This window comes from Candidatus Symbiopectobacterium sp. NZEC127, assembly GCF_025962675.1.
In the GTDB taxonomy this organism is placed as follows: domain Bacteria; phylum Pseudomonadota; class Gammaproteobacteria; order Enterobacterales; family Enterobacteriaceae; genus Symbiopectobacterium.
On sequence record NZ_JAGFPG010000006.1, the window covers coordinates 185,971 to 211,854 of the forward strand.

Sequence of the window (25,884 nt, forward strand, 5' to 3'; positions counted from 1 at the left end):
CGTGAAACGTTACTCGATATTCTGGATTTGCTCCCGCATCTGTTCAATCAGCACCTTCAATTCAATGGCGCTGGCAGTGACGTCGGCGTTGATGGATTTGGAGGCCAGGGTATTTGATTCGCGGTTGAATTCTTGCATCATGAAGTCCAGACGGCGGCCAACGGCTTCCGGTTTTTTCAGGATGTTGTAGGTCTCTTTAACGTGCGCTTCAAGCCGGTCCAGTTCTTCGGCAACGTCAACGCGTTGTGCCAACAGCACCAACTCTTGCTCCAGCCGGTTGTTCTCCAACTGAACCTGCGCTTCTTCCAGCTTATTGAGCAGGCGTTCGCGCTGCCATTGCAGAATGGTCGGCATGTGCGCACGCACTTTCACCACTTCAGTGCTCACGCCAGCAAGGCGTTGTTCGATAAGCTGTTTGAGTGCAGCACCTTCGGTTTCCCGCGCGGTGATAAAGTCATCCAGTGCCTCTTCCAGGGCGGCTATCAACTCTTTGCTGATCGCATCCAGATCTTGATCTTGTGCGGACATCACGCCCGGCCAACGCAAAATATCAACGGGATTGATTTCCCCTTCATCGCTTTGCATTTTGACCCAGTTGGCGGCTTCAACCAGCTGTTTTGCCAGTTTTTCATTCAGGATCAAGCTGCCTTGCGCACTCGGGTCGAGTTCAAAACGCAGGTTGCATTCGATTTTCCCGCGCGTCAGACGGGCGCGAATACGCTCACGAATCACCGGCTCCAGACTGCGGAACTGTTCCGGTAAACGGATGTATGTTTCAAGATAACGCTGGTTAACGGAGCGAAGCTCCCACGCGGCGTTACCCCAGCCGCCCTTGATGTCACGGCGGGCGTAGGCGGTCATACTGCGGATCATCGGGATTTACCTGTTTAGCAAGTGATGGGGCGAGTATAACGCGCCCGTGGTTTTGCAGGGTAGGATAAAATCAGTTGAGCGGTCGGCGCAGAGCAGGATTTCAGAGCGCTACCGCATTATGCCGCGTGAAACAGGCCTTCATTTTGTCGGGCAATCTCCCAGCATTTGTTTTTCATCAGTTGCTTCAGTTGCAATGCGGCGCGTGATTGCGGATTGTCGCGGCGGCTGATCAGCGTTACCTCGAACGGCAGCGGCTGTGCGATCGGTACGATTTTCAACATATCGGCATAGCGATGCGCGGTAAACAGATCGACGATACCCGCGCCGCCGCCCGCCAGCACCATGTCGGCAATCACCGAATAGGTCTTGATATACACCGATGACATCGGCGTCAGCCCTTTGGCGCGCAACGCCCGGTGCAGCACCTGGCCTAACGGATCTTGCTGCTGCATCATCATCAGGTTATTGGAACAGAGCCACTCCAGTGATACCGGCCCGTTCTGCGGGCTGTCTTTGGGCAACACCGCCACCATATAGGCTTGAAACAGCGGCTCAGCCAGTAGTGCGGCAGGCACTTGCTGACCAAAGACCAGCGCAAAATCGAGTTGGTCTTGCAAGATGTTTTGGCACAGGGTGGAAAAGTGCTCGGTCACCAGCTCGACGTTGACACGCGCTTCCTGCTTGTGAAACTCCACCATGGTGGGTGCAACCACCATTTGGCTAAACGCGTGGGCCGCTCCCAGCCGCACCGTTTGCACCCGATTTCTTCTCATCTGTTCCGTCAGTGAACCAATGGCTTGCAGATGGATGTAAAGCTCCTGTACTTCAGGGATCAGACGCCGCCCTTCTCGGGTCGCCATCATGCCTTGCGCACCGCGTTCAAACAGGGCAAATCCCAGTTGCTGCTCAGCGTGGTTGAGCACCCGGCTGACGTTCGGCTGCGAAACGTTCAGCAAGCGGGCAGCACCGCTGATGGTGCCAGCCTGAAGAATCGCCTGAAAGATTTCGATGTGGCGTAAGCGCATGGACAGGTGCTCCGTGTTGGTTAGGTCATGATTTCACCTTGAGCAAATTCCATGCAATATCCACGCCACCCGGTACGTAACCCGGCGGTTATTTGCCCCAGGTGGCTTCCAGTACACGCAACCAGTTGCCGTAGCAAATTTTTTCCAACAATGGGCGATCGTATCCGCGCCGCGTCAGCGCCTCGACCAATAGCGGCAGTCCTGCAACATCATGCAGGTCCGGCGGCACGGTGGTGCCATCGAAATCCGAACCAAAACCGACGCTGTCTTCTCCCAGCTTGTTCAGCAGGTAATCGACATGGCGCACAATCTCTTCCACCGTGGCGTTCGGGTCTTTTTTACCATCGGCGCGCAGGAAAGCAGTACCGAAATTCACGCCGACAAAACCGTTGCTTTCACCAATGGCGTCCAGCTGTTTGTCCGTCAGATTGCGGGATTGCGCGCAGAGTGCGTGGGCGTTGGAGTGGCTGGCAACCAGCGGGGCATCGCTGATGCGCGCCGTCTGCCAGAACCCTTTTTCGTCCATGTGCGACAAATCCACCATGATGCGTTTGGCGTTACAGGCTTTCACCAGACGCAGGCCGGTTTCTGTCAGTCCGGAACCGATATCGGGTGAAGAAGGAAAACGAAACGGTACGCCATCGCCGAAGATATTCGGTCGGCTCCAGAGTGGGCCCAGAGTGCGTAAACCCGCGGCATAAAGGATATCAAGCAGTTCCAGATCGGGGTCGAGTGCCTCTGCACCTTCAATGTGCAACACCATCGCCAGGGTTCCCGTCGCCATGCAGTGACGAATATCGGCAACGCTGTGGCAAATTTTGGCTTGCCCTGCTGAGGCCGCTTCTATGCGCAACAGCGTGGAAATCATTGAAAAGGTTATCTCTCTGGCGGATTCCATCGACGGCGTTGCATGGTTCACAAACAAACTGTCGTTTTCTGGTACAGATTTTGCTGGGTCTTTAGGGGATGGGACATAAACGGCGAATAATCCGCCAGCCAGTCCCCCTTGTCGGATACGCGGCAGATCGATTTGACCCGCGGCCGGGCCTTGTAAAAAGGCACTGACCGCATCCTCCCGGTGGGAGGCGTAGAGGCGTAATAAAACATCGTTATGCCCGTCAAAAACAGGGAAAGGACGTTGCGTACCCGTTAGGAAATTGTTAGACATATTCAAAGTTATCGGCTCAGGATGCGATGAAACGGTATTTGCCCCATTAAGGTGCACGCTGCCCCAAAATGGACAAATGATTGCGCAGGGAATGGATGTCCTGGTGCATTCATTTAAGCCAATCCCGTTTGGCTATGTCAAGGCTGGATATGAAATAAAATCCAATTAATTGTTAAATATATCAATAAGTTGAGGGATTCATGCTTACCAGGAGACGTTTTCTCGCCGGTTGCGGCGCCGTACCTTTTTTATCCTATCTGAACCTGCACTCCGCTTTCGCTGCCACGCCTCCCACCATGCTGGTGATGGCGATGCAACTGGATAACATGACCAGCCTTGATCCCCATGAAAGTTTTGAAGCGGTAGGCTCTGAAATTGTGGGCAACCTCTACCAGCGTCTGGTGATGCCGAACCCGTTGAAACCCAGCGAAGTGAAAGGCGAGCTGGCCACGCACTGGGAAGTGAGCAATGAAGGGAAAACCTTCACCTTCCATATTGATCCCAAAGCAAAATTCTCTGATGGCACGTCGGTTACCGCAGAAGATGCGGCGTTCTCGTTACAGCGCGCCGTTAAAATGGATAAAAGTCCGGCCTTTATTATCAACCAGTTCGGTTTCACCAAGGATAACGTGGAGCAGCACATCACCGCGCCGGATGCCAGTACGCTGGTGCTGAATCTGGACAAACCGGCGGCAGAATCTTTCCTGCTCTATTGCCTCTCTGCGCCGGTGGGCAGCATCGTGCAGAAGAAAGCTGCGCTGGCGAACCAACAGAACGGCGATTTCGGCTACGCCTGGATTAAACAGCACAGTGCCGGGTCTGGCCCGTTTACGCTGCGCAGTTGGAAAGCGAGCGAAAGCATCATTCTGGAGAAAAATACCCACTTCCAGACCGACAGCAAGATTCAGCGCGTGATCATGAAGCACATCACCGATCCTGCGGCGCAGTTACTGATGCTGCAAAAAGGGGATGTGGATATCGCCCGCGACCTGACCAGCGAGCAGTTGCGTCCAATCATTAATGATCCTGAGTACAACGTGATCCGCAGTAGTGTCTCCACCATCATGTTGATGTCGTGCAACACCACCAATGAATTACTGAAAAAACCGCAGGTGTGGCAGGCACTGAAATGGGCGATTGATTATGATGCCATCCAGAAAAACATCATTCCGCTGACGCACCGCGTGCATCAGAGCTTCCTGCCGGGTGGCTTCCCTGCGGCACTGGACGATACGCCGTTCCATCAGGATGTGGCCAAGGCGAAAGCGTTGTTGGCAGAAGCGGGTTACCCTGATGGGTTCGAGATCACCATCGATCACTATTCTGCTCAGCCGTATCCGGATATCGCTCAGGCCATCCAGACTCAACTGGGTGCGATTGGTATCAAGGCGAAGCTGGTCTCTTCTGAAAACCGTGCTGTATTAACCAAAATGCGTGCTCGCCAGCACCAACTGGCGATTACGGCCTGGGGCGCTGACTACTTCGATCCTAACTCGAACACCGAAGCGTTCTGCGTCAATCTCGATAACACAGAAAATGCGCGTAGCCGTACTCTGGCATGGCGCTGCGGCTGGTCTGACGAAAAATTCAATACGTTAACCGAGCAGGCGTTGCATGAAAGCGATTCCGCCAAGCGTATCGCGCTGTATGAAACCATCCAGCGTGAGCACCGTGAGCACAGCCCGTTTATTTTCCTGATGCAAAACACCTTGCCGATTGCCTGCCGCAAAAACATCAGCGGCGTGAACATGACGGTACTGCGTGACAACCCGTACGATCAGGTGAAAAAAGCCTGATGCCGATAGCAAAACGTATTCTCAGTACGCTGGGCAGCTTGCTGCTCACGCTGTTGGGGCTGTCGGTGCTGACCTTCTTTATCGGTCGCATCATGCCCACCGATCCGGTGCTGGCGATGGTGGGAGACAATGCGCCGGAATACGTGGTGCAACGTGCGCGTGAAGAGATGGGGCTGAATCAGCCCCTGTGGGTGCAGTTTGGCCACTATCTTTCGCAACTGTTGCACGGCGATCTCGGCACGTCGATCCTTACGTCCAACCCCGTGATGACGGATATCGCGCGTTTCTTCCCGGCAACGCTGGAGTTGGCTACCGCAGCCATCATTATCGCTGCGCTGGTCGGTATTCCGCTCGGTGTGTGGGCCGCGGTGAGGCAGAGTACCTGGGTCGATCAAACCATTCGTGTGGTTTGTCTGGCGGGGCACTCGTTGCCGGTGTTTGTGCTGGCACTGCTTAGCCTGCTTATTTTCTATGCCGTACTCGGTATTGCGCCGGGGCCGGGACGTCAGGACATCATTTTTCAGGATATGGTGCCGCAGGTGACCGGCTTGCTGACCGTGGATTCGTTGTTGGCGGGTGACTATGCCGCCTTCCACGATGCGCTGGCGCACATGGCGCAGCCGGTCCTGATCCTCGCCTATTTCAGCATGGCGTATATCACCCGCATGACGCGCACTTTTATGCTCAATGCGTTGAGCGGTGAATTCGTCATCACCGCACGCGCCAAAGGGTTGTCGTCACGTCGGGTGATCTGGCGTCACGCCTTTCCGACCGTTGCGGTGCAGTTGGTGACCGTGCTGGCACTGACCTATGCCGGGCTGTTGGAAGGGGCGGTGGTCACGGAAAACGTGTTCGCCTGGCCGGGGCTGGGTCAATACCTCACCACGGCATTGATGAACGCCGACATGAATCCGGTGATCGGTGCCACGTTGCTGGTGGGCACCGTGTACGTGCTGCTCAATTTGCTGGCTGACATTCTCTATCGACTTTGGGACCCGCGCGTAAAATGATTTTTCCTGTCTCACGAGCATGGTTGCTCGACGAAACGCCCGCGACGCGCCGTCAGGCCATCTGGGGGCGACGTTATCGCTTATGGCTGGGGCTACAGGCTAATCCGATGGCGATGATCGGGTTGGTGGTGATTCTGGCCGTACTGGTGTTGTCATCTCTCGCGCCTTGGTTGACGTCTTATCAGCCGGGATTCCAGGATCTGGCCAACCGATTGGCACCGCCTTCTGCTGCCCATTGGTTCGGCACGGATGAATTGGGGCGTGATATCTACACCCGCATTCTGTATGGCGGCCGTACCACGCTCGGCATGGTGATCGCCGTGGTGGTGCTGACTGCGCCGTTAGGGCTGCTGATTGGCTGTGTCGCCGGGTATGCCGGTGGCTGGTTAGATAAAACCCTGATGCGCGTAACCGATATTTTCCTCTCCTTCCCCCGCTTGATTCTGGCGCTGGCGTTTGTTGCTGCGTTGAAACCTGGCGTCGAGAGCGCCATCCTGGCGATTGCACTGACGGCCTGGCCGCCCTATGCGCGCCTGGCGCGGGCAGAAACCATGCAGTTTCGTCACAGTGATTTTATCGCCGCCTGCAAGCTCACCGGGGCGACGCCGTTGCGCATTATCGTGCGCCACATTATGCCGCTCTGCGTGCCGAGTCTGGTGGTGCGTATCACACTGGATATGAGTTCTATCATCATCACGGCGGCCAGTCTGGGCTTTCTCGGCATGGGGGCGCAGCCGCCTTCGCCGGAATGGGGCACCATGATTGCCACCGCGCGACGTTTCTTATTCTCCGAATGGTGGGTGCCGTTGGTGCCGTGTATCGCCATTTTCATGACCTCGCTGGCGTTTAACTTTTTGGGTGACGGTTTGCGTGACGTACTGGACCCTAAGGAGCGCTAAATGTTGGTGGAAATTGAAAATTTGCGAATTACATTTGCGAGTCGCACGCAGACGTTTGAAGCGGTGCGTGGTATTTCGCTCAGTATTGGCAAAGAGAAATTCGCGATTGTCGGGGAGAGCGGTTCAGGCAAATCCCTGACGGCGCGCAGCCTGATGCAACTGCTGCCCGGCAGCGCACGCGTGGAGGCGGATAAGCTCAGCTTTGACGGCATCGATTTGCGCGGCGCGGATGAAAAAACCTTACGTCGTATTCGTGGCAAGCGGGTGGGCTTTATTCTGCAAGACCCGAAATACTCCCTCAATCCGGTGATGACTATCGGTCAACAGATCGCCGAAGCATGGCGTGAGCATAAGGGCGGCTCGCACCGTGCAGCGCTGGCGGCCGCCACCGATTTGTTGGAGCAGGTGCGCATTCGCGAACCGCAGCAGGTGGCCGCACGCTATCCGCATGAGGTGTCCGGCGGGATGGGGCAACGGGCGATGATCGCCATGATGCTGGCTCCTGACCCGGAGCTGCTGATCGCGGACGAGCCGACCAGCGCATTGGATGCCACGGTGCAGGCCGATATCCTCAAGTTGATCGACGATTTGGTCTCACAGCGCGGCATGGGGCTGATTTTGATCAGCCATGACCTGCCGCTGGTGTCGCATTTCTGCGATCGCGTGGCGGTGATGTATGCCGGGCGGGTGGTGGAGATGCTGGCAGCCAAAGATCTCCAGCTTGCGCAGCACCCGTACACCCAGGGGCTGTTGGCCTGTTTGCCGTCACTGAAACATCCACGTGAACGGCTACCGGTAATGAAACGTGATGAGGCGTGGAAAAACGGATGATTACCTTAAATAACTTGCGTATCGCCTTTGGCGCTACCGAGGTGGTCAAGGGCGTCTCTTTTCAGGTAGAGAGCGGCGGCAGTTTTGGTATTGTCGGCGAGAGTGGTTCCGGTAAATCGACCATTCTGCGCGCGCTGGCCGGTTTGAACGATCACTGGCAGGGTGAGATGTTGTTCGGGGGCATGGCTCTGGGTGCCAAACGCGGGCGGGATTTCTTCCGTCAGGTGCAGATGGTGTTTCAAGACCCTTACGGTTCCCTGCATCCGCGCCAAACCATCGATCGCATTTTGCAAGAGCCACTGTTGGTGCACCGCGTCGACAATGCCGAGCAACGCATTGCCAAAATGCTGGATGATGTGGGGCTGCCTGCGGCGGTGCGTTTTCGTTTCCCGCATCAATTGTCCGGCGGACAGCGCCAACGCGTTGCCATTGCGCGGGCGCTGATTGTTGAGCCGCAAGTGCTGCTGCTGGATGAACCGACCTCTGCGCTGGATGTGTCGGTACAGGCTGAAATCTTGAATCTGCTGGCAGATATCCGGCAGGAGCGTAAGCTGACCTACCTGATGGTGAGCCATAATCTGGCCGTGGTGACCCACTTGTGCGAGCAGGTGGGGGTGATGCAGCAAGGAGAGATGGTGGAGAGTCTGAGCGCGCAGCAGTTACGTGCCGGGCAGATTCAACATCCTCACACCGCTGAATTATATGCATTGAGTATCGCATTGGAGGAACCCGCATGACGCTTGATTGGCAGCGGGCGACGGAGGTGGCACAGTCTATCACGGCGCAATGGCAGGGAGAGGGGCAGCCCGGTGGCGCAATTGTGCTGTTTGATGGCAATCAGTTACGGGCATTAAGCTGCGGTGGTCTGGCCGATCTGGCGCAAGGCACGCCGTTTAGCGCCGATAGCGTGGTGCGTTTTGCCTCGGTCACCAAACATTTATTTGCTTCGTTGGTGACCGGCCCGTTAGCAGAGATTATCGCACTCGACGACCGGTTGGCGCAGCATCTGCCCCAACTGCGCGGCCCGAGCGGGCAGGTTACCGTCGGTCAGGCGTTGGATATGACGGCCGGGCTGCACGATTTGCGTGAAACGCTATCGTTGCTTGGGCTATCGGTCTACAACGCCACGCAATCTGATGATTTGCTGGCGTTTGTTGCTGCGCTGGATAAGTTGAACTATCCGGCAGGCAGTGAAATTTCCTATTCCAATACCGGTTATCGGTTGGTGGAGGAGGCGCTGAAAGCCAAGGACATTTTGTTTGCTGAACGCTTGCAGCAGCATATTTGCCAGCCATTAGATATTCACCTGTACGCACCGGAAACCTGGTTCGATATTGTGCCTGGGTTAGTGCCGGGGTATTGGCGCAGCGACAGCGGTTGGCAACTGGCAAGCGCCGGGCTGCATCTTTCTGCGTCCGGCAGCGTGGCGGGCAGCGTGCGTGATCTGAGCACCTGGCTGCAAACGCTGTTGCGCGATGAGGGGCCGGGGCGCGGGGTATTGGCGCGCCTGACCGCACCGCGCCAGCTAACGGATGGTCGCGTGACCGGCTATGGTTTAGGGGTTGCTCATTCACGTTTTGGTGATGCGCACTGGGTCGGCCACGGTGGTTCTCATGCGGGCTATAAGAGCTATTTTCTGCTCGATCCGCAGCGTGGCGTTGGGTTGGCGCTGGTAGCGAACCGTGAGGATGTATCAACCTATGACTGCGCACTGCGCATCATGGCGGCGCTGACCGGGCAAGCGTTACCGCAACCGGGCCATTCACTGATGCCGGGGCTGTATGTGGAGGAAAACGGCAACGAGTGGCTGGAAATCAGTGGCAATAACGCCTGTTGGTTGGGTGCAACCGAGACGCTCTATCCGTCAGAGGACGGAGCGATATCGCTCTCCAGCCATTTGCCGATACAGTTGCGTCAGAAGGGGGCGGTGATTGAGGGTGAAATAGGCCACGCTGCCAAACGCTTTGTGCTGCCACATCGTGATGATTCTCTCGCGCAAGCGCAAGGCCGTTGGTTCTGCCCGGAATGGCGCAGTGAATGGGTGATTGAGGGCGATCGTCTGGTGATGGGGGTTGGCCCCTCGGCGCCGGTTGCGTCGTTGGAGTGTCTGGGTCAAGGTCGGCTATTGGCGACCGCGCAGGACGGCCCGTGGGAGAAACGCTTTGCGTTGCATATTGAAGGCAACAACATGACGTTTTTGCTTAACCGCAGTCGGGTGGTTACGGCGCGGCGCGGGGACGTTCACTGGGCGTAAGTACGCTAAGCGGAATGCCAGCACAGGGCATTCCGCTACCTGCATGTTAGCGGTAAATGCCAACCCACGGCGCTTGGCCCACATAGCCATAACCGCGATACATCCCTTCACTGTTGAACGGCAAAGCGATGTTTCCTTCTTTATCGACGGCGATTAGGCCGCCGCTGCCGTCCAGCGGCAACAGTTTTTCCATCACCACGCGCTCACCCGCCTGTTCCAGCGTCAGCCCGGCATATTCCATTAACGCAGAGACATCATAAGCCGCTACGCAGCGGATAAACACTTCGCCCGTGCCGGTACAAGAGACCGCGACGGTATTATTGTTGGCGTAACAGCCTGCACCAACGATGGGACTATCGCCTACGCGTCCGGCCTGCTTGTTGGTCATGCCGCCGGTTGAGGTGGCAGCGGCGAGATTGCCTGCGCTGTCCAAGGCCACAGCACCGACCGTGCCATATTTACGTTCCGGATCGATTGGCTCGCCCTGTGCCACATCGCGCTGACCATCGTGATCCAGCACGACACGCCCTTCTCCTGCTTGAGCATGATGTAGTTGTTCACGCCGGGCATCGGTCGAGAAGAAGTCGGGTTCGACCATCTCCAGCCCCTGCTTACGTGCGAACGCTTCTGCACCCGCCGCGGTAAACATCACGTGCTGGCTCTGCTCCATGACGGCCCTTGCTGCCAGCACCGGATTGCGGATATGGCTGACGCAACTAATGGCACCGGCGTCCCGAGTGCGGCCATCCATGATGCTGGCATCGAGTTCGTGGGTTTCATCGTGCGTAAAGACTGAACCGTGCCCGGCATTAAACAACGGGCACTCTTCCAGCAAACGCACCGCTTCGGTGACCGCATCCAGCGCACTGCCGCCCTGGCTGAGAATCTGCTGGCCGCTGGCGACAATGGCGTTTAACGCTTCGCGGTAGGCTTGCTCTTTTTCTGCGCTCATGGCGGAGCGGGTCAATGCCCCCGCCCCTCCGTGGATCACAATGACTGGCTTGACCATGTCATCTCCCTGTTATTAGTTCTGTGTGGTAGCCAGATACGAGAATGTACTTAGCAAGCGAACGATATCTGTCATGGTGGGTGCGGTGTAGTGTACCGTCACCGCATCACCGCGTTCCACTCCGGGGATCAGGCTAAACAGATCGGCCAGTACCGGTTTGGCAGTCATCAGTTCAAGATGATAGGGGGCAGCGATACGCGAGGTGTTTTCACGGTGCGCGCGCTGCACGGCCTGTTGTGCCTGTGTGCGGATCAGTTGCTGCGCTGCCAGCGGGCTGAGCGATTCTGCCGAGGTTTGCGAAATGGCGCGTTTGACGCAGGCGTAGCCCGTTTGTGGATAATAGCGGGCGATCCACTGTTGCAGGATATTATCGCCGCTGACCAGCCACAGCGGTGTGCCTTTTTCGGCACCGGCGGCGGCATAGATATCGCTCTCACCCATCACTTCATCGTTGATTTTCACCCGATAGAAGGCGCGGCCATTGATGGTGTGCGCCAGTACGCCGTGCTCTCCGGCAGCGCTGTGGTAGCCGATGAACATCAGTCCATCAAACGCCTGCTGCTCCAGCCCATCGACCATCGACAGTATGCGCGGTTTGCCCTGAACCAGACGGGCGCGGGCATCAATATTCTCTGCCCGTAGATTGGTCATGGCGGCGTGGCTGTCAGCCACCACCACTTCCGTTGCGCCACCGGCGAAAGCACCGTCAATGGCGGCGTTCACTTCCTGCTCCATCAGCCCGCGAGCCAGTTGGTACTCGGCTTGTCCGGGGCTGCACTGTTCCGGTCGCATCACGCCGGCGATCCCTTCGATGTCGGCAGAAATAAACACTTTCATGGGTATGTCCTTACGCTAAAACGTGTTGTGCAAGACTATCTAATACCTGTCGCAAGTCTGGACGATGGTGGCCGCGAAAACCGGTCACCGCCTCGGCGCACAGCAAGGCATCCAGTACGGCATGTTCCGTGGCATCGGCGGCGGCGCACAGCATCGATTCCAGCTTTGCGTCTTCTGGCGGCTGCGGCGTGGGCTGGGTGGAAAAAGCGACGGCGATGTCGCCTGAGCCGTGGCCCCAATAGCTGCCCAGACGACCCAGTCCGGCACCGGCGCGTTTGGCGATGCGTCCGAGCTGGCGTGCATCCAACGGTGCATCGGTTGCCATAATGATGATTATTGACCCTGCATCGCGTTGTGGCGCCAGCTCGGGAAGCAGCGGTTCAATAAAGGGGCCGATGTGTAATCCATCCAGCGTGAGCGATGCCAGCGTGCCAAAATTGGCCAGCACCAGCACACCCAGCGTGGCATTCAGTTCGGGAATCAGACGAGATGCGGTGCCGATACCGCCTTTCAGACCGAAGCAGCTCATACCGCGCCCGGCACCGACGCTGCCGCGTGCAAAGTGGGTATCTGCCTCGCTCAGTGCGGCCTGCGCTATGGCTTCCGTCACCGGCAATGCCTGAATGTCGTTCAGCCAGCCGTCATTGCATTCCAGCGCCAGCGGGTTCACCGTAGGCAGCGAGCGCCCGAGTTCAGGGTTTTTGGCAATGGCGTCGCGCACCAGCGTGGTAAACAGTGTGCCGACCGCAAGCGTATTACTCAGCAGGATCGGGGTTTGCAGTTGCCCCAGCTCTTCCACTTGCACCAGCCCCACCGGTTTGGCAAAACCGTTCAGGACCGCAGCACCGCACGGCAGCGGCTGCGTAAACAGGTTGTCACCGGGCGGCACAATGGCAGTAACGCCGGTTTGCACCTCGCCCTGTGCCAGCGTTTCATGCCCGACGCGCACGCCAGCCACATCGCACAGGCTGTTGCCAGGACCGCTGGGCATGCGCGGCATGCCGACTTGCTGGTGGTCACGCCAGCGCTGCAATAGGGCGTGCAGCTGCGCCTGTTGAAAAGCCATCATAGGATTCTCATGCATTCTTCAGTTTCGGGTCCAGCGTATCGCGCAAGGCGTCGCCTAACAAATTGAATGACAGCACGGTGAAGAAAATCGCCAGACCCGGGAAGACACTGACGTGCCATTGACCGGCCATCATCATGCTGCGGCTCATCGCGAGGATATTACCCCACTCCGGCACGTCCGGCTCAGGGCCAAGACCGATAAAGCTGAGGCTGGCCGCCGTGAGAATACTGGTGCCAATACGCATGGTGAAATAGACGATCACATTCGGCAAGGTGGCGGGCAGAATATGGCGGATCAGCAAGACGCGATCCGGTGCGCCCGCGCTGCGCACCGCTTCCACGTAGGCGGCTTGTTTTAAGGTTAAGGCAGAAGCGCGCACGATACGCGCGAACACCGGCACGCTGAATACCGCGACGGCGATAATCACGTTATTCAAGCCAGGACCAAGAATGGCGACCACTGCGATAGCCAACAGCATACCGGGGAAGGCGAACAGCACATCGGCGCTGCGCATGATCAGCATGTCGATCCAGCGTCCGTAAAATCCGGCCAGCAGACCCAGCACAATGCCGACCACCATGCCGAGCGTGACGGAAAACAGGCCAATATATAAGGAGATGCGCGAACCGTAGATAATACGGCTCATCACATCGCGTCCCAGATCGTCGGTCCCCATCCAGTGGCTGGCGGAAGGGGGGGCGGACAGTGCCATCCAATCCGGGTCCATCGGGTTAAAAGGGGCTAGCCAAGGGGCGAAGGCCGCGACCAGCACCAAGAGCAGAATAAATCCGCCGGACACCAGCGCCAGCGGGTTTTGGATAAAAGCCTGCCAGAAGTCACGCATCGGTGAGCGGATGGTGGCGTTATCCTGCGCGGCGGCGGTCATCGTAGGCTCAGTAGAGTGGCTCATGATCGCTCCTAGCGTAAACGAATGGCTGGGTTAACCACGGCGTAGAGCAGGTCGACCAGCAGGTTGATAACAATAAATTCGAACACAAACAGCATCACCAGCGCCTGAATCACCGGCTGGTCCTGCGTTTTGATCGACTCAATCAGCAGCCAGCCCAGGCCGGGCCAACTGAAGACGCTTTCCACCACAATCGACCCGCCCAGCAGAAAGCCAAATTGCAGGCCGAGCATGGTGATGATGGGGATCAGCGCGTTGCGCATGATGTGCTTCCAGGTGATCAGCCGTTGGCGTAATCCTTTGGAGCGCGCGGTACGTACATAATCTTCCTGTGCCACTTCAAGAAATGCGGAGCGGGTGAAGCGCGCCATCACGGCGGCCACGGAAGCACCCAGCGTCAGAGCGGGTAACACGATATCGCTCGGCTGGTTAAAACCGCTGACGGAAAACACCCCGAACGGCATCGCCACAAACTGAATCAGCAGCAATCCGAGCCAGAACGGCGGCATGGAGATACCGCCGACAGCGGCGCTCATCAGCGTCCAATCCTGCCACTTTCCGCGTTTTAATCCCGATACCACGCCAATCAGCAGGCCGAGCACCACTGACCAGGCGAAGCCTGCCAGCGCCAGCCACATAGTGGGCATAAAGCTTTTGGCGATCACGTCCATCACCGGTTGCTGCGTGCGATAGGTGATGCCCAGATCGCCGCGCAACAAGCCACCCAGCCAACGAACATACTGCTGCGGCAACGGATCGTTGAGCCCTAACAGTTGGCGAGCAGCCTCCACGGCGGCAATCGGGGCATCCGGCCCGGCATAAATCCGCGCCGGATCGCCGGGTAACAGCTTGATAAAACCGAACACTAACAGGGAGACCACCAGTAGCACCGGGATCATTTCCAGCAAACGTCGGACGATATAAGCAAACATGGCGTTCTCCCCGTGCGATTACTTAAATTCAGCCTGATCGAAGATCAACGAGCCATCTGCCAGCATGTAAACGCCAGAGAGATTTTTCGCTTTACCGACCAGATTGTCCGGCGTACCGAGGAACACCACTGGCGCATCACCCCAAATCACTTTCTGTGCTTCGGCGTAGGCCGCGGCGCGCTTGCCCAAATCGGCGGTAGCCAAGCCAGCCATAATGGCTTTATCGGCGGCAGCACTGCTGTAGTAGGCCACGTTATAGGCCGCAGGCACCCAGGATTCGGTGGCATACAGCGGACGCAGCGCCCAGTCGGCATCACCGGTAGACGGTGACCAGCCGTTGTAGAACAGATCGAATTCCGCCTCTTTAGGGTCTTTCACGCCGAACAGTTTGGCGTTACGCATCCCGGAATCCATCGGTGTCACGGTGATCTTGATGCCGACCTGTTCCAACTGCTGCTTGAAGAACTGTGCGCTACGGATGTAATCGGTACGGTTGGTGGTCCACAGCTTGAGGCTGATGCCATCCGGATAACCCGCTTCTTTCAACAGCGCCTTGGCTTTGGCCGGATCGTAGCTGTAGCTCGGGGTGGTTTGTGCCTGGAAGAACTGAACGCCCGGTGCCATCGCTGACGTTGCCGGTGTCCCCATGCCCGCGAAGCCGACTTTCAGCCACACATCGCGGTTGATGGCGTAGTTGAGTGCCTGACGCACGCGGATGTCATTCATAGGCGGGCGGAGGTTATTCATCGCCAACCAAAATTGATAGATACCGGGGTCACGTTGGACGGCCAGTTTGCTGTCGCTCTGTACGGTAGCCAGCAGATCGGACGGCAGCGGATAAATGGCATCCACCTGACTGGATTTCAGGGCCGCCACGCGCGTGGAGTCTTCCGGCGTCGGGTAGAAGGTCACACTATCCACTTTCGGCCAACCTTTCTGCCAGTAGCTGTCATTCTTGACCAGCTTGACGTCTTTGCCCTGCTGCCATTCGGTGAATTTGAACGGGCCGGTGCCGACTGGGTGGACGCGCAGTTGCGCTTCATCCGGGTATTTCTTCAGCGCTTCCGGGCTGTGCATCACGGCAGACGGGTGCGCCAGCGTGTTGACGAAGGCACCGAACGATTTGTTCAGTTCAATCTTCACCTGGGTTGGCGACAACACGGTGACGGTTTTCACCATATTGAACAGGCTATTACGTTTTAAGCCTTTGCTCTGATCGGCCAGGCGATCCAGGTTGGCTTTGACCGCTTCGGCGTTAAACGGCGCGCCGTCCTGGAAAGTGATGCCTTCGCGCAGCGTGACCACAAACTCGGTCGCATCGTCATTGCTGGTGTATTCGGTTGCCAGACGCGGGACCAGTTTCATTTGGTTATCAAACTGGAACAGGCGCTCAAAGATACCGCTCTGGATGGAGTAGCTCAGGGTGTCTGAGGTGTCGTGCGGATCGAGTCCGGTAATATCGGCATAGATAGAGATGCGCAGATCTTGTGCCTGAGCCGCTGCGGCCAGACAGAGTGAAAGCCCGAGGGCCAGAGCGGAACGATGTCGTAGTGGCTTCATGTTGTGTCTCCCGGTTGTGAATGGGTTGTAGTTGTTGTTTAAAACGGCATGCTTAAAACGGCTTGTTCATCAATGCGTTTCATTAATGACTGTCGTTGGCGACCCAGTGGTGCGGGCCGACTTTCCGATAGGTCATTTTGTTGACCTCTTCGCCCGCTTTGCGCAGCGGGGAGGGGATTTCGCTGTCATCAAACTGGCGCACGCAGCGCTGTTGAGGGTCGGCAATCGGCACCGAGGCCAGCAAGCGCTGCGTATAGGGATGCTGAGGGTTATTGAACACCGCCTGACGTGGGCCGATTTCCACAATCTGACCGAGATACATCACGGCAACGCGGTTGGCGATGCGTTCGACGACGGCCATGTCGTGAGAAATGAAAATCCATGACACGCCGGTTTTTTGTTGCAGATCCATCATCAGGTTCACCACCTGAGCCTGAATCGAGACATCCAGCGCGGAGACAGCTTCATCAGCAATAATGACCTGCGGTTGCAGCGCCATGGCGCGGGCGATGGCGATACGTTGGCGCTGGCCGCCGGAAAACTCGTGGGGGTAGCGGCGGGCGTGTTCGGGAGGCAGTCCGACGCTTTTCAGCAGTTCCTGCACGCGGGGCGTCGCGTCCTCCAGCGAGCGCGCCAGCCCGTGCAGCAGCAGCGGTTCGGCAATAGTAAAACCGACGGTTAAGCGCGGGTTCAATGACGCATACGGGTCTTGGAAAACCATTTGGATTTCGCGGCGCAACGGCAAAAAAGCGCGATCGTCCATCTGGGAGATTTCATTGCCCTGAAACAGAATACTTTCTGATTCGCTCTGAATCAGACGCAGCAGCGCACGCCCGGTGGTGGATTTTCCACAGCCGCTCTCCCCGACAATCGCCAGGGTTTCGCCAGGCCACACGCAAAAATCAATCTGTTCGACGGCATGTACGCGGTGGGTGACGGCGGAGAAAATGCCGCTGCGGATCGGGTAGTAGACGCGCAAGCCTCGGATATCCAGCAGCGGATCGGCGTCATAGCGAGCGGTTTTCTGTTCGCTATCGCTGGATTGTTGTCCCAGCAGCGGAAAACGACGCGGCCAGGCGCTGTCACGCATATCCCCCAGCTTTGGCACTGCGGCTAACAAGGCTTGAGTGTAAGGGTGCTCCGGATGCGCGAAAATTTGCTCAACCGACCCTTGCTCCACCACTTCGCCACGGTACATCACTACCACGCGATCGGCGATTTCAGCCACCACCCCCATATCGTGGGTAATAAACAGCACGGCGGTATCACTTTGCTGCTGGAGATCGCGCAGGATGTGCAGAATGCGCGCTTGTACGGTGACATCCAGCGCGGTGGTAGGTTCGTCGGCAATCAGCAACTGCGGTTCACACACCAGCGCCTGCGCAATCATTACGCGTTGGCGCATGCCACCGGAGAGCGAAGCTGGGTAGCTTTTCATCACGCGATCGACATCGGCGATGCGCACTTTGCGCAGTAACTCGCGCGCTTTTTTATCTGCCGTGGCGGCATCGCAAAGCTGGTGGTCGCGCAGCGCTTCCGTCAACTGATCGCCGACTTTCAACACCGGGTTGAGCGAGGTCATCGGCTCCTGAAAGATCATCGCCATATCGCGTCCGCGCAGTTGACGGCGATCGTCCTCTTTCATATTCAGCAAGTCGTGGCGCTGCCCGTGGCGGGAATGGAAATGAATGCTTCCGCGCTCAATCGCCGCCGAGTTGGCGAGCAGGCCCATCGCGGTTAACGACGTAACGGATTTTCCCGAGCCGCTTTCACCGACAATGGCGACGATTTCCCCCTTATTGACGGAAAACGAGACGCTTTTCAGGGCGACATGCTTGCCCGATCTGCCGCTGAAGCTGACGCTCAGGTCATCGATTTCCAGCACCGGCATGGCGGTTTGTGGGGGGGCCGACGCCGGGAGCGGGGCGGCCTGTGCGAGTTGCGTCATGTGGACTCCGGTTAACAGTGTGGACTCTTGCTGCGTCATAGCCAGATACGTCCGTGGTGATAAGTCAGATAGGGGGAGCTGTCGGCGGCCAGCCAGAGTGGGCCATCCAGATCGACATAGTCGGCGGCGGCGGCGACCGGTAGTGCGGCTTCCATCGCCAGTGAAGAGCCAACCAGGCAACCGACCATCAGCTTTAGCCCGTGCAACCGCGCTTCACGCACCATTGCCAGTGCTTCTGTTAATCCGCCACACTTATCCAGCTTGATGTTGATCATCTCGTAACGACGGCGGATATCGGGAATATCGCCGGCGTGACGACAACTTTCATCGGCGCAAAGAGGGATCGGGTGCGAAAATCGCAGTAACTCCTGATCTTTGCCTGCCGGTAACGGTTGCTCAATCAGCGCGATGTTATAGGGCAGCAGTGCGTGACACAGGCTGAGTAAATCAATCCCTGCCCAGCTCTCTGTGGCATCGACCATCAGGGTGGCCCGTGGCGCGGCGTCACGCACTGCGGCGATTTTCTCAACGATGTCGCTACGATCCAGCTTGAGCTTTATCACCTGCGCCCCGCGTGATATCGCATCGCGGGTCGCTGCCACCGTGTTTTCCAACGACGCAATGCTCAGCGTTTCCGTGGTGATCAAAGAGGCAGGCGGTTGTATTCCCACCTGCTGCCATACGGTTTGTTTATGCAGGGCCGCATTTAAGCGCCAGAGTGCGCAATCGAGTGCGTTACGTGCCGCACCAGGAGGGAGCAGCGTTTGGATTTCATCCCTCGACGCACCGCGCGTTACAGCGCCACGCACGGCGTCAAGCTGACGGCAGACACTGGCCGCAGACTCTTGATATTCAAACGCGGGGGTACATTCGCCTAAACCGATAAATCCCTGTTCTTCAACGGTAATCCTGACTACGCTTACGGCATTGCGCCGTTCCTGCGCACGCTTGCACGGGCGTGCCAGAGAGAGTTTGACGGTCTCAACCTGCATCTGGCGCATCTCGTGTATCCCTCTGGTGAATGAATAATCAAAACTATTTCATGCAGGGGAATGACTGACGAATACTTGTTTGTCGGGAGGGTATAACCTCAGGCTATACCCTGATGCAGACGCCAACACTCCCCTGCCGATATCGCGAAACGCGCGGCAGCTAAAGTAGGAATTGTTGTTCGAAGGCCGTATAATGCGCGCCAATCAACAGAGCATAACCCGGAGAATCTCATGCGTCCGTCAGGCCGAAGTGCACAACAGGTGCGTCCCATCACGCTAACGCGTGGCTATACCAAGCATGCGGAAGGTTCCGTGTTAGTGGCGTTCGGCGACACGAAAGTGCTGTGTAACGCGACGGTAGAAGAAGGCGTGCCGCGCTTTCTGAAAGGGCAGGGAAAAGGCTGGGTAACCGCTGAATACGGCATGCTGCCGCGTGCGACCCATAGCCGCAATGCGCGCGAAGCCGCCAAGGGGAAACAGGGCGGAAGAACGCTGGAAATCCAGCGCCTTATCGCGCGGTCTCTGCGCGCTGCCGTTGATCTGGAAAAGCTCGGTGAATACACCATCACGCTGGATTGCGACGTATTGCAGGCCGATGGCGGCACGCGCACCGCTTCTATTACTGGCGCGTGTGTTGCACTGGCGGATGCGTTCAACCGCATGGTGGCAAAAGGCCAACTCAAATCCAGCCCGCTCAAAGGCATGGTAGCAGCGGTTTCCGTGGGGATCGTTGCCGGTGAAGCTGTGTGCGATCTCGAATACGTGGAAGATTCTGCCGCGGAAACGGACATGAACGTGGTCATGACCGAAGATGGCCGCATGATTGAGGTGCAGGGCACCGCCGAAGGCGAGCCGTTCAGCCACGAAGAGCTGCTGGCGCTGCTCGCTCTGGCGCGCGGTGGCATTGACACTATCGTCGAGGCGCAGAAAGCAGCGCTGACGCAAGCGCCGGTCGCGGACCTCAAGTAAACATGACTGGCATACACCGCCTGTCGTTTCATCAGCCGTTGCCTGGCAGCGGCGTTATCCATTTTTGCAAAGCGACCTCGGCGTCGCTTTTTTTATGGCTGGTGTTCAAGCCATAACCATACTCACCGTGATACGAGGAGATGCAGTAATGAAAGCCTATCAGCGCCAATTTATTGAATTCGCGCTTAGCAAGCAGGTATTAAAATTCGGCGAATTCACATTGAAATCCGGGCGTGTCAGCCCCTATTTCTTCAATGCCGGGCTATTCAATACCGGGCGCGACCTGGCACTTTTGGGCCGTTTTTATGCTGAAGCGTTGGTGGATGCCAGTATTACCTTTGATGTGCTGTTCGGGCCGGCTTACAAAGGGATTCCGATCGCCACGACCACCGCGGTCGCGTTGGCTGAACACCACGACACCGATGTGCCTTACTGCTTCAACCGCAAAGAAGCCAAAGATCACGGGGAAGGGGGCAATCTGGTCGGCAGCGCGCTGCAAGGCCGTATCATGCTGGTCGATGACGTGATTACCGCAGGTACCGCCATACGTGAATCCATGGGCATTATTGCCGCTAATGGTGCGACGCTTGCCGGGGTGTTGATTGCACTGGATCGCCAGGAACGTGGTACGGGTGCCATTTCTGCCATTCAGGAAGTGGAACGTGATTATCAGTGTCAGGTCATTTCCATTATTACGTTGCAAGACTTGATCAGCTTTTTGGCAGAAAAACCGGAGATGGCCGTGCATCTGGATGCGGTGAAGGCCTATCGCGATCGGTACGGTATTTCTGCGTAGTCGTTATATCCACACCTTGAGGGTTTCAGCCAACGCCGTTGAAACCGGAGATCCTGTGGGGATAAAGTGACAGTATGAAAATAACGCACGTGCTTATTACGTGCGTTATTCTTTGTTTTCTAAATTTTTTGAAAGAAAAAGCAGGCGAAAAATACCAGCAGATGCAGGACTAGCGCAGGTTAGAATATTTGTGCCGCCAACAACGGCCAGCGCGTATCAAATTCCTGTGTCGGTCGGAAACGGAACTCAGAACGAACATAGCGTGACAGCATACCTTCGCAAAAAGCGAGTAGTTGACTGGCAAGCAGTGACTCGTCATGGGTAAGGGCTTTACCCTCTCGTAGCTTGTGCTCGCGCAACACCTGCTTAAGCTGCGATTCAATGCGTTCAAACAGCTGGTTAATGCGTTCTTGCAGGCGGTCCTGTTCGAACATCAGCGCATGGCCGGTCAGGATACGCGTCAGGCCGGGGTTGCGTTCAGCAAAACCCAACATGAGCAACAAAATCAGCCGCAAGCGCTGGAACGTATCTTTCTCATCTTGCAGAATCAGATTGATACGTGTTGTCAGCGAATCTTCAATAAACTCGATAAGGCTGTCAAACATCCGCGTTTTGCTGGGAAAGTGCCGATAGAGTGCGGCTTCGGAAACCCCGACCATTGCGGCAAGCTTTGCAGTTGTGATGCGTTGGCTGCCATCGCTGGACTCCAGCATTTGCGCCAACGCTTGCAAGATTTCCTCGCGACGATTCCTTTTCGTATTCTCTTTCTCTGCCATGTCAGAAAAGACCCTTGATCAAAAAGAAGCTGACAACCATTTAGAATTATTTAGGGTAACGACCTGAATAAACACTACAAAGACACGCGATTGACCGCGTGTCCAGGGGGTAATGCAGGGTATACCGATTTTCGGATCAACGGCGACCAGAATGGCCGAAGCCGCCTTCTCCTCGCTCTGTTCCCACAAAATCATCGACGATGTTAAATTCAGCCTGAACGACGGGAACAAACACCATCTGTGCCAGGCGTTCACCGGGCTCGATAGTGAAGGCTTGCTGGCTACGGTTCCAAACGGAAACCATCAGTTGTCCCTGATAATCAGAGTCAATAAGCCCAACCAGATTACCTAATACCACACCGTGCTTATGCCCCAACCCTGAGCGAGGGAGGATTACGGCAGCCAGGCTGGGATCGGCGATATGGATAGCGATACCGGTCGGCACCAGTATCGTCTCCCCAGCGGCCAATGCGATCCCTTCATCAATACAAGCCCGAAGATCAAGGCCGGCCGAGCCTGCGGTGGCATAGGTCGGTAACGGAAACTGTTGACCAATGCGTGCATCAAGAATTTTTACGTCGATTTTTTTCATCATAACGGCGGACAATCTCATCGATTAAATGTTGGCCAAGGAGGCGCTTTTCGCACAGAGGTAAACGGGTGTCACCCTCCGGCCAAAACAGCTGCAACGCGTTGGTATCACTGTTGAATCCCTGCCCTGAGAGGGAAACGTCATTCGCGCAAATCAGATCCAGATTTTTTCGCGTCAGTTTTTGTCGCGCGTATTCTTCCACATTCTGGGTTTCGGCAGCAAATCCAACGACGAAAGGACGAGCCGCTGACATGGCTGCAACCCCTGCAATAATATCTGGGTTTTTAACCAGTGTGATACTGATTTCATCACCCTGTTTTTTAATCTTGTCGTTGGCTATCTGTTTAGCCCGGTAATCGGCCACTGCGGCACAGCCGATGACAATCTGCTGTTGTGCCGCATGAGACATCACCGCCTGTTGCATGTCCAGCGCGCTGGTCACGTCAATGCGCCGAACGCCCTCGGGGGTTGGCAAGGACACGGGGCCGGCGATAAGTGTTACGTGAGCGCCACGCTCCGCCGCCGCTTGAGCAATGGCAAATCCCATCTTGCCTGAACTGTGATTGGTAATGAAACGTACCGGATCAAGCGCTTCACGCGTTGGTCCCGCCGTGATCATAATATTGAGATGTTGCAGATCGTTGACGCGCGTAAAATATCCGTCGGCGAGCGCAACGATCGCTGATGGATCAATCATTCTACCGGGACCAACATCACCGCAGGCCTGGCTACCGCTATCGGGTCCCCAAACAAGTCCACCGCGCCGTGCCAACGTGGCAAGATTATCCTGTGTGGGTGTCGCGCGATACATCTGCTGATTCATGGCAGGTGCAATGGCGATGGGTGCCGCCGTCGCCAGACAAAGCGTGGTGAGCAGGTCGTTAGCCATGCCAGCGGCTAAACGTGCAATCACATCTGCCGTTGCGGGGGCAAGAATAACCAGATCCGCCCATTTTCCCAGCTCAATATGCCCCATCGATGCTTCGGCGGCAGGATCGAGCAGATCGTCTGATACTGGGTATCCTGAAACCGCCTGAAGCGTGAGCGGCGTAATAAATGCCTTGGCGGCAGGTGTCATTACCACGCGGACTTCTGCGCCGCGATCGCGTAGACGCCTGACAATTTCTGGGCACTTGTAAGCGGCAATACCGCCGCTGATGCCGAGCACGATTTTTTTACCGGAGAGCCCAGGCAGATTGGAAAATCCCGTCATCATCTTTGTCCGATTAACGCCTAAGAGGAAACATTTTATCATAACCTTGCCGGATGAGCGGAATCTTGCTCGCGTTTGTGTGTGTTCATGATGCTTTGTTGCAGGGCGTCTTGCGTGCGGTTGTGCAGGCGCTTGCCTGAGCTCTCGCCGCGCTACCGTGAGCCTGCCATGATAGGGCAACGATGGAAAGGAGGCACAACGGTGTGGATTGACGATCAGGCTCCGCGTGAAAAGCTTATTGCCTCGGGGGCTGAAGCACTTACGGATGTGGAACTGTTGGCGATTTTTCTGCGCACTGGGCTTCCGGGTGTCCACGTGATGGCGCTGTCGGAGCAACTGCTGCATCATTTTGGCTCCCTCTACCATGTCATGATGGCAGAGCAACAAACATTTTGCGCCGTGAAAGGGATGGGGGTGGTTAAATTTGTTCAATTTCAGGCGGTAGCGGAGCTAGCGCGGCGGCTCTATGCAACGCGTTTGGTGAAGGAAAAAGCGATGCTGAATCCCGATCTGACCATACAGTACCTGCAATCCGCGTTGGCGCATCAGGCGCGGGAGATTTTTACCGTGCTGTTTCTAGATAATCAGCACCGTGTGATTCGACATCAAGAGATGTTTGCAGGTACTATCGCCAGCGTCGAGGTGCACCCGAGAGAAATTGTGCGTGAAGCGTTAAAAGCCAATGCGGCGGCGCTCATTCTGGCGCATAATCACCCTTCAGGGGATGCAGAGCCGAGTAGCGCCGATCGTATGATAACGACGCATATTATTCAGGCATGCGCATTGATGGACATTCGCGTCCTCGATCACCTGGTTATTGGGCGTGGTGAGTACGTGTCATTTGCCGAGCGAGGCTGGATTTAGCATATTTTCCGCGATCCTTAGAGATCTTTCGCTGCTCGGGACTTGAGCACATCCGCGCTAGAGCGTATACTACGCCACCTTTGAGAATCTTGGGTGTGGCGTTAAGAGCCTATCTCAGCAGGTTTACCCTGATGACAGTATCTTTACTTGTAAAGTTGCTGAGATGGGCTCTAAAGCCTGACGAGGCGGCCAACATCCTCTACGAAGCTCGAGCTGATTTGATTTTTGGAGAATAGACATGTCCCGAGTCTGCCAAGTTACTGGCAAGCGTCCGGTGACCGGTAATAACCGTTCCCACGCACTGAATGCGACCAAACGCCGTTTTCTGCCTAACCTGCATTCCCATCGTTTCTGGGTTGAAGGCGAAAAACGTTTTGTCACGCTGCGCGTATCTGCTAAAGGTATGCGTGTTATCGATAAAAAGGGTATCGAAGCGGTCTTGGCCGATCTGCGTACCCGTGGTGAAAAGTACTAAGGAACTGAATCATGGCTAAAGGTGTTCGCGAGAAGATCAAGCTGGTTTCTTCTGCCGGTACTGGTCATTACTACACGACGACGAAGAACAAGCGCACTAAGCCGGAAAAACTGGAACTGAAGAAATTCGATCCGGTTGTCCGTCAGCATGTGATCTATAAAGAAGCTAAAATCAAGTAATTTTAGTGGACTTATTAAAAACCCGGCCAAGGCCGGGTTTTTTTATGCTACGTTAGCCGCGGGAGTGTTCAGGAGGAGAAAATGCCGGAATTACCAGAGGTTGAAACGAGCCGCCGCGGGATATCACCCTATCTTGTCGGACACACTATCCTTCACGTTGAAGTGCGTAATGCCCGCTTGCGTTGGCCCGTATCCAGCGAGATCCTTTCGTTGAGTGACCAACCTGTTTTGAGCATCGACCGTCGGGCGAAATACCTGCTGTTTGAACTGCCTGGTGGTTGGATCATTGTGCATCTCGGCATGTCTGGTAGCTTGCGCATTCTGCCGGAATATCTCCCCCCCGCAAAGCACGATCATGTGGATATGGTCATGGACAATGGCCATGTGCTGCGTTATACCGATCCCCGACGTTTTGGTGCCTGGCTATGGACGACGGATCTTGCAGCAAGCAATGTACTTGCTCATCTTGGACCGGAACCCTTGAGTGAGGAATTCTCTGCCGACTATCTCCATCAACGTTCTCGTGGTAAGCAGACGGCCATTAAGCAGTGGGTGATGGATAACAAGGTGGTGGTCGGCGTAGGAAATATTTATGCCAGCGAATCCCTCTTTATGGCGGGTATTCATCCCGATCGTGCGGCAGGCTCGCTTAACGAATCAGAATCTGCTCATTTCGTTCAGTCGATAAAGCGGGTGTTACAGCGCTCGATTGAGCAAGGCGGAACGACGTTAAGGGATTTCTTACAGTCAGATGGTAAACCGGGGTATTTTGCGCAGGAATTGCAGGTTTATGGTCGGGCCGGAGAGCTTTGCCGCGTATGCGGAACGCCGTTGTTAACGAAAAAACATGGGCAGCGTAGTACATTTTATTGTCGCTGCTGCCAGAAGTGATGCTGGATAAGTAACGCCA

Annotated in this window: 26 protein-coding genes; 12 read left to right on the top strand and 14 right to left on the bottom strand. The window is 56.2% G+C overall.

Annotation, left to right across the window (positions count from 1 at the left end; all coding sequences use genetic code 11):
• Nucleotides 1-9: 9 nt before the first annotated feature.
• From J5069_RS19630 to J5069_RS19640, 3 genes are all read right to left on the bottom strand, one after another.
• Nucleotides 10-873 (bottom strand): YicC/YloC family endoribonuclease, encoded by an 864-nt coding sequence (locus tag J5069_RS19630; protein WP_264645444.1) that lies wholly within the window; start codon nucleotides 871-873, stop codon nucleotides 10-12.
• A 116-nt stretch (nucleotides 874-989) separates the two neighbouring features.
• Entirely contained in the window at nucleotides 990-1,898 is a 909-nt protein-coding gene (locus J5069_RS19635; protein ID WP_264645445.1) for a LysR family transcriptional regulator, read from the bottom strand.
• An 88-nt stretch (nucleotides 1,899-1,986) separates the two neighbouring features.
• Nucleotides 1,987-3,066: a dipeptidase gene (locus J5069_RS19640; RefSeq protein WP_264645446.1), complete on the bottom strand. Its 1,080-nt coding sequence runs from the start codon at nucleotides 3,064-3,066 to the stop codon at nucleotides 1,987-1,989.
• A gap of 200 nt (nucleotides 3,067-3,266) precedes the next feature.
• Here J5069_RS19640 and J5069_RS19645 point away from each other — a divergent pair, with 200 nt between their 5' ends.
• From J5069_RS19645 to J5069_RS19670, 6 genes are read left to right on the top strand one after another with little or no spacing between them, the layout of a single operon-like run.
• A complete protein-coding gene (locus J5069_RS19645; protein ID WP_264645447.1) occupies nucleotides 3,267-4,862 on the top strand; it encodes an ABC transporter substrate-binding protein in 1,596 nt (531 codons plus the stop codon).
• Nucleotides 4,862-5,872, top strand: a complete 1,011-nt coding sequence (locus J5069_RS19650; RefSeq protein ID WP_264645448.1) for an ABC transporter permease — start codon at nucleotides 4,862-4,864, stop codon at nucleotides 5,870-5,872. Before J5069_RS19645 ends, J5069_RS19650 begins: the two co-directional genes overlap by 1 nt.
• Complete coding sequence (locus J5069_RS19655) at nucleotides 5,869-6,771, top strand: ABC transporter permease (protein WP_264626697.1); 903 nt, start codon at nucleotides 5,869-5,871, stop codon at nucleotides 6,769-6,771. The genes J5069_RS19650 and J5069_RS19655 overlap by 4 nt, the downstream gene beginning before the upstream one ends.
• Entirely contained in the window at nucleotides 6,772-7,602 is an 831-nt protein-coding gene (locus J5069_RS19660) for an ABC transporter ATP-binding protein (protein WP_264645449.1), read from the top strand. It begins immediately after the preceding gene.
• Nucleotides 7,599-8,339, top strand: a complete 741-nt coding sequence (locus J5069_RS19665) for an ABC transporter ATP-binding protein (protein ID WP_264645450.1) — start codon at nucleotides 7,599-7,601, stop codon at nucleotides 8,337-8,339. Before J5069_RS19660 ends, J5069_RS19665 begins: the two co-directional genes overlap by 4 nt.
• Nucleotides 8,336-9,856, top strand: coding sequence for a serine hydrolase domain-containing protein (locus J5069_RS19670; RefSeq protein WP_264645451.1), 1,521 nt, complete (start codon nucleotides 8,336-8,338; stop codon nucleotides 9,854-9,856). Before J5069_RS19665 ends, J5069_RS19670 begins: the two co-directional genes overlap by 4 nt.
• A 46-nt stretch (nucleotides 9,857-9,902) precedes the next feature.
• Here J5069_RS19670 and J5069_RS19675 read toward each other — a convergent pair whose 3' ends face one another.
• The 8 genes from J5069_RS19675 to J5069_RS19710 form a co-directional block, all read right to left on the bottom strand.
• The gene (locus J5069_RS19675) at nucleotides 9,903-10,865 is read right to left on the bottom strand and encodes an isoaspartyl peptidase/L-asparaginase family protein (protein WP_264645452.1); all 963 of its coding nucleotides are present in this window, start codon (nucleotides 10,863-10,865) and stop codon (nucleotides 9,903-9,905) included.
• Between the two features lie 15 nt (nucleotides 10,866-10,880).
• The gene (locus J5069_RS19680) at nucleotides 10,881-11,702 is read right to left on the bottom strand and encodes a M55 family metallopeptidase (RefSeq protein WP_264645453.1); all 822 of its coding nucleotides are present in this window, start codon (nucleotides 11,700-11,702) and stop codon (nucleotides 10,881-10,883) included.
• A gap of 10 nt (nucleotides 11,703-11,712) precedes the next feature.
• Nucleotides 11,713-12,771, bottom strand: coding sequence for a P1 family peptidase (locus J5069_RS19685; RefSeq protein ID WP_264645454.1), 1,059 nt, complete (start codon nucleotides 12,769-12,771; stop codon nucleotides 11,713-11,715).
• A 7-nt stretch (nucleotides 12,772-12,778) separates the two neighbouring features.
• Nucleotides 12,779-13,681, bottom strand: a complete 903-nt coding sequence (locus J5069_RS19690) for an ABC transporter permease subunit (protein WP_264645455.1) — start codon at nucleotides 13,679-13,681, stop codon at nucleotides 12,779-12,781.
• A gap of 8 nt (nucleotides 13,682-13,689) precedes the next feature.
• Nucleotides 13,690-14,610, bottom strand: a complete 921-nt coding sequence (locus J5069_RS19695; protein WP_222158578.1) for an ABC transporter permease subunit — start codon at nucleotides 14,608-14,610, stop codon at nucleotides 13,690-13,692.
• Between the two features lie 18 nt (nucleotides 14,611-14,628).
• Entirely contained in the window at nucleotides 14,629-16,170 is a 1,542-nt protein-coding gene (locus tag J5069_RS19700) for a glutathione ABC transporter substrate-binding protein (protein ID WP_264645456.1), read from the bottom strand.
• 82 nt (nucleotides 16,171-16,252) lie between these two features.
• A complete protein-coding gene (locus J5069_RS19705) occupies nucleotides 16,253-18,118 on the bottom strand; it encodes an ABC transporter ATP-binding protein (RefSeq protein WP_264645457.1) in 1,866 nt (621 codons plus the stop codon).
• Between the two features lie 35 nt (nucleotides 18,119-18,153).
• Nucleotides 18,154-19,119: a dipeptide epimerase gene (locus J5069_RS19710; protein ID WP_264645458.1), complete on the bottom strand. Its 966-nt coding sequence runs from the start codon at nucleotides 19,117-19,119 to the stop codon at nucleotides 18,154-18,156.
• Nucleotides 19,120-19,341: 222 nt separating this feature from the next.
• Between J5069_RS19710 and rph the strand changes: the two genes are divergently transcribed.
• Together rph and pyrE are read left to right on the top strand one after the other, a co-directional pair.
• Nucleotides 19,342-20,079, top strand: coding sequence for a ribonuclease PH (gene rph / locus J5069_RS19715; protein WP_264645459.1), 738 nt, complete (start codon nucleotides 19,342-19,344; stop codon nucleotides 20,077-20,079).
• A gap of 148 nt (nucleotides 20,080-20,227) precedes the next feature.
• On the top strand, nucleotides 20,228-20,875 hold the full coding sequence (pyrE, locus tag J5069_RS19720; protein WP_264645460.1) for an orotate phosphoribosyltransferase: 648 nt from the start codon (nucleotides 20,228-20,230) through the stop codon (nucleotides 20,873-20,875).
• A gap of 179 nt (nucleotides 20,876-21,054) precedes the next feature.
• On the opposite strand, the gene slmA is transcribed toward pyrE, so the two are convergent.
• The 3 genes from slmA to coaBC form a co-directional block, all read right to left on the bottom strand.
• Nucleotides 21,055-21,651, bottom strand: coding sequence for a nucleoid occlusion factor SlmA (slmA, locus tag J5069_RS19725; protein WP_264645461.1), 597 nt, complete (start codon nucleotides 21,649-21,651; stop codon nucleotides 21,055-21,057).
• 136 nt (nucleotides 21,652-21,787) lie between these two features.
• A complete protein-coding gene (gene dut, locus J5069_RS19730; RefSeq protein ID WP_264645462.1) occupies nucleotides 21,788-22,246 on the bottom strand; it encodes a dUTP diphosphatase in 459 nt (152 codons plus the stop codon).
• Nucleotides 22,215-23,459 (bottom strand): bifunctional phosphopantothenoylcysteine decarboxylase/phosphopantothenate--cysteine ligase CoaBC, encoded by a 1,245-nt coding sequence (gene coaBC, locus J5069_RS19735; protein WP_413542264.1) that lies wholly within the window; start codon nucleotides 23,457-23,459, stop codon nucleotides 22,215-22,217. The genes dut and coaBC overlap by 32 nt, the downstream gene beginning before the upstream one ends.
• Before the next feature lie 165 nt (nucleotides 23,460-23,624).
• Between coaBC and radC the strand changes: the two genes are divergently transcribed.
• The 4 genes from radC to mutM all read left to right on the top strand — a co-directional run bounded on the left by radC (nucleotide 23,625) and on the right by mutM (nucleotide 25,865).
• Nucleotides 23,625-24,320, top strand: a complete 696-nt coding sequence (gene radC, locus J5069_RS19740) for a RadC family protein (protein ID WP_264645463.1) — start codon at nucleotides 23,625-23,627, stop codon at nucleotides 24,318-24,320.
• Between the two features lie 238 nt (nucleotides 24,321-24,558).
• On the top strand, nucleotides 24,559-24,795 hold the full coding sequence (rpmB, locus tag J5069_RS19745) for a 50S ribosomal protein L28 (RefSeq protein WP_195314938.1): 237 nt from the start codon (nucleotides 24,559-24,561) through the stop codon (nucleotides 24,793-24,795).
• 11 nt (nucleotides 24,796-24,806) lie between these two features.
• Entirely contained in the window at nucleotides 24,807-24,974 is a 168-nt protein-coding gene (rpmG, locus tag J5069_RS19750; RefSeq protein ID WP_026738454.1) for a 50S ribosomal protein L33, read from the top strand.
• 81 nt (nucleotides 24,975-25,055) lie between these two features.
• Nucleotides 25,056-25,865 carry a bifunctional DNA-formamidopyrimidine glycosylase/DNA-(apurinic or apyrimidinic site) lyase gene (mutM, locus tag J5069_RS19755; protein WP_264645464.1) on the top strand — a complete coding sequence of 270 codons (810 nt, stop codon included), beginning with the start codon at nucleotides 25,056-25,058 and terminating at the stop codon, nucleotides 25,863-25,865.
• Nucleotides 25,866-25,884: the final 19 nt, after the last annotated feature.